A 3,719-nucleotide genomic window follows, 5' to 3' on the forward strand; every position below is an offset into this window, starting at 1 on the left:
TGGTGCCGAAGCCGTAGGTCTTGTAGATGTAGCCCGAGTCGCTGCCGACGGTGACCCGGCCGCCGCGGTTTTTGTAGTCGTTCACGAAGGCCATCCAGCGACGGTAGTTGTCCTTCCACGCGGTCTCTTCTTCGCTGCCCCAGTCGAAGAAGAAGCTGCCGTGGTTGTGCCGGCTGGGCGTGAAGAAATCCCACAGTGCCGGATGCGTGTAATCGGCGTGCCAGTCGGCGGTGCGCGCGCGCATCAGGTCGCGGGTGGCCTGGTAGATGGTGAAGGTGGGGTCGAGCGTGAAGCCGAGCTCAAGCAGCTCGCCGATGACCGCCTCGTAGCGTTCGCTGCCCTTCTCCGAAGCCTGCGCCCACAGCTTGCCGGCTTCGCCGAAGCGGTGCTGTTCGTCCATGTAGTTGTAGTCGGCCGGGTACTGCTGCACGGTCTGGCCGTCGAACAGCGCTTCGGGCAGGCCGTACCAGTGTTCCATGGTGGTCAGGCCCCAGCGCGCGGTGGTGAGCACGTTCACGCGGGCGACGTCGAGCTGGGCGTGGTGGCAGGCGCTGCCCATGCCCTGCTTGCGCAGTTCGTCGAAGGCCGCTTCCAGGATGTCGGGACGGTAGCCGAAACACTTCATGCCCAGCGCGCCCTTGGCCTTCATCGAGCGCACCCACTGGCGCGCCTGTTCGGGCGTGGTGATCGGGCCGTCGACGCCCTGGCCGAAGAAGACGTAGGGGAAGATGCGCGGCGCGGTGATGGCATTGGCGGCGCTGCGTTTGGCTTCCGACGCGCACCATTCGATGCCGTTGCCGCAGCCCGGGTCGCGCACGCTGGTGATGCCGTGCGCCAGCCAGAGCTTGTAGACGTACTCGGCGGTCACGCCCTGCTCGTCGCCGCCGATGTGGCCGTGCATGTCGACGATGCCGGGCATTACGTAGTGGCCGCTGAGGTCGATCTCGCGGCCGCCCTGCTTCAGCGCCGGCCGGTTTTCCGGATCGATGGGCGCGTTGGCGCTGCCGACGATCTGCACGCGGGTGATGCGGTTGCCTTCGATGACGATGTCCACCGGGCCGTAGGCCGGCGAACCGGTGCCGGTGATGACCGTCGCGCCGCGCAGGATCAGCTGCGGCCAGGGACCGTCGCCTTCATCGCGATCGGGTGCTGCCGGGATGGCCGCCTGGGCCAGCGGAGCGAGCAGGAAGGCGGCGAGCAGGGCGAAACAGCGCATCGGTCGGGTCATGGCGGGCCTGGACTGGAAGGAGGGGCGCGAGCGGCGGAGAATGCGCACATGCGCAGACCCGGCTGGCCAAGCTTAGCCATTTTGCTGGCCCTCGTCGGCCCGGCCGGCGGGCAGGACATCACCGTCTACCGCTGCACCGACAGCCAGGGCCGGGTGATGCTGCAGGATGAGCCCTGCCCCGCGGGCCAGACCCAGCAGCAGCGCAGCATGGTGAAGCCGAAGGATCCGCCGCCGCGGCCGGCGCCCGCGTCACCCGTGCCGGCACCCGCGCCAGCTTCCGCCGAAGTCGCGCCCGAGCCGCTGCCCATGTATTACCCGCCGCCGCCGCTGTACCAATGCACGGCCTACGACGGCGAAACCCGCTTCAGCGAAAACTACGACCCCAATCCGCGCTGCGTGCCGCTGGCGGTGCTGGGTTACGACGCCGGCGCCTTCGGGGCCGTGTGCCGCTGGGTGGAAGACTCCTGCGTGCGCCTGGACGATGCTTCGGCCTGCGAGGTGTTCAAGAAAAAGCTGGACCAGGCGGAGTCGGATGCGCTGCATGCCTTCAGCGACACCGCGGCATACCGCAAGTCGGAAGTGGAGCGCCTCAAGCAAATCGTGCGCGAGAGCTGCCGCTAGAAACCGTAGCGCAGGAAACCGCCGTCGACGGCGATGCATTCGCCGGTGACGTAGCTCGAAGCGGGCAGGCACAGGAAGGCGACCGCGGCGGCCACTTCCTCGGGTTCGCCGATGCGGCCCATGGGCGTTCGGTCCAGCACTTCGTCCAGGTAGTCCGGGTCGGCCAGCTTCACCGAGGTCCGGCGGGTGCGGATGTACCAGGGCGCGACCGCGTTCACGCGCACGCCGTCCTCGGCCCATTCGCAGGCCAGGTTCTTGGTTAGCTGGTGCAGGGCCGCCTTGGACATGCCGTAGGGCGAGCCGGTGCGCACGTGGGTCAGGCCGGACACCGAGCCGACGTTGACGATCGACGAAGTCGCATGCTGGCTGAGCAGCGGGAAGGCGAAGCGGCTCAGTTCGAAGGCCGAGAACAGGTTGGTCTCGAAGATGTCGCGCCATTCGTCGTCGGCGTAGTCCATGGTCGGCTTGCTGGCATTGGTGCCCGCGTTGTTGACCAGGATCTGAAGTCCGGTGCCCAGGTCCTCGACCCAGTCGAAGACCTCGCGGCGCTCCTCGGTGTCGGAGACGTCGGCGGCGAACGCGCGCACATCCGCGTCCGGGAACTGCTCCCCGAGTTCATCGACGGCGACGTCCAGTGCATCCTGGTCACGCGCGACGATCATCACGTCGGCGCCCAGCTCCAGCAGCTCGGCGGCGATCGCCCGGCCGATGCCGGCGCTCGCGCCCGTGACCAGCGCCACCTGCCCGTCCAAACGCCAGCGGTTCGTGCCCATGGCCATCTCCTCGTCGCCGGGGCTTAGGATAGCGGCCAGGGACCCCGAGGAGGAAACCATGCACATCCTGACCAAGCTGACGTTGACCCTGGCCGCCGTACTGGCCCTGGGTGCCTGTTCCGACCCCGCGCCGACGGACACGCCGGACCCGCCGGAGCCGCAGACGGCCGCTACCGCCACCGCCGAGGAACACACCGAACTGCGCGACGCCATGCAGGCGCCGCTGGAGAGGGCGGAGTCGGTGGAGGTGACGCTGCAGGAAAGCGCCGCCGCGCGCGACGAGGCGCTGGAAGCCGCCGACGACTGAAAAAAATACGCCCGGGCAAGCCCGGGCGTCTTGGTTCAAACCGGATACAAGCCCGGCGTCAGAGCGCGCACAGGCAATGCGCGACCGCCCGGTAAGGCGTATTCGACTGGCTTTCCAGCCAGCCCAGTTCGTTGCCGATGCGCATCGCGGTTTCGCGGTCCAGGCCCAGCGCGGCCGGCGCCAGCAGGCGCATCGCGCCCTGGAAACGCGCCTGGCCGCCGATGTCGACCAGGAACTTCTCGAACGGCGTCAGCGGCTTCTCGATGTAGCGCACCGCGTACTTGCCTTCCTCGAGCTTGGCCAGCGTCGCGGCTTCGGCCAGCGCGGCTTCCAGGCCGCCCAGTTCGTCCACCAGGCCACGTTCCTTGGCCTGGGCACCCGACCAGACGCGGCCGCGGGCATGCACGTCGATCTGCGCCGGCGTACTGTCACGCGCGTCGGCAACCTTGCCGATGAAGTCGGCGTAACCCTTGTCGATGACCGACTGGATGATGACACCGACGTTCGGGTCCAGCGGGCGGGTCGGGTCGAAGGCGCCGGCCAGCTGCGTGGTGCCGACGCCGTCGGTGTTCACGCCCAGCTTGTCGAGCACGCGCGGCGCGGTCATCCACAGTCCGAAGATGCCGATCGATCCGGTGATGGTGGACTCGTCGGCGTAGATCTTGTCGGCGTTCATCGAGATCCAGTAACCGCCCGATGCGGCCACGTTGCCCATCGAGACGACCACCGGCTTGCCTTCGGCCTGGATCAGCTCGACTTCGCGGCGGATCTGTTCGGACGGGAACACGCC

4 protein-coding genes and 1 pseudogene are annotated in these 3,719 nt (G+C 68.2%); 2 read left to right on the forward strand and 3 right to left on the reverse strand.

Annotated features, from left to right (window positions below):
• The coding region (locus AACZ35_RS13145; protein WP_339830031.1) for an amidohydrolase at positions 1–1,228 on the reverse strand (1,228 nt) is incomplete at its 3' end.
• A gap of 81 nt (positions 1,229–1,309) precedes the next feature.
• Here AACZ35_RS13145 and AACZ35_RS13150 point away from each other — a divergent pair.
• Entirely contained in the window at positions 1,310–1,849 is a 540-nt protein-coding gene (locus AACZ35_RS13150) for a DUF4124 domain-containing protein (RefSeq protein ID WP_339830033.1), read from the forward strand.
• Here the strand turns inward: AACZ35_RS13150 and AACZ35_RS13155 are convergent.
• Positions 1,846–2,622 (reverse strand): SDR family oxidoreductase, encoded by a 777-nt coding sequence (locus tag AACZ35_RS13155; RefSeq protein WP_339830035.1) that lies wholly within the window; start codon positions 2,620–2,622, stop codon positions 1,846–1,848. The two genes, AACZ35_RS13150 and AACZ35_RS13155, sit on opposite strands and share 4 nt — an antisense overlap.
• 58 nt (positions 2,623–2,680) lie before the next feature.
• On the opposite strand from AACZ35_RS13155, the gene AACZ35_RS13160 reads away from it, so the two are divergent.
• Entirely contained in the window at positions 2,681–2,929 is a 249-nt protein-coding gene (locus tag AACZ35_RS13160) for a hypothetical protein (RefSeq protein WP_339830037.1), read from the forward strand.
• A 229-nt stretch (positions 2,930–3,158) separates the two neighbouring features.
• Here the strand turns inward: AACZ35_RS13160 and AACZ35_RS13165 are convergent.
• Positions 3,159–3,719 (reverse strand): annotated as a pseudogene (locus AACZ35_RS13165) (S49 family peptidase); the annotation flags it as partial.

It is taken from the genome of uncultured Arenimonas sp., assembly GCF_963976025.1.
Lineage (GTDB): Bacteria > Pseudomonadota > Gammaproteobacteria > Xanthomonadales > Xanthomonadaceae > Arenimonas.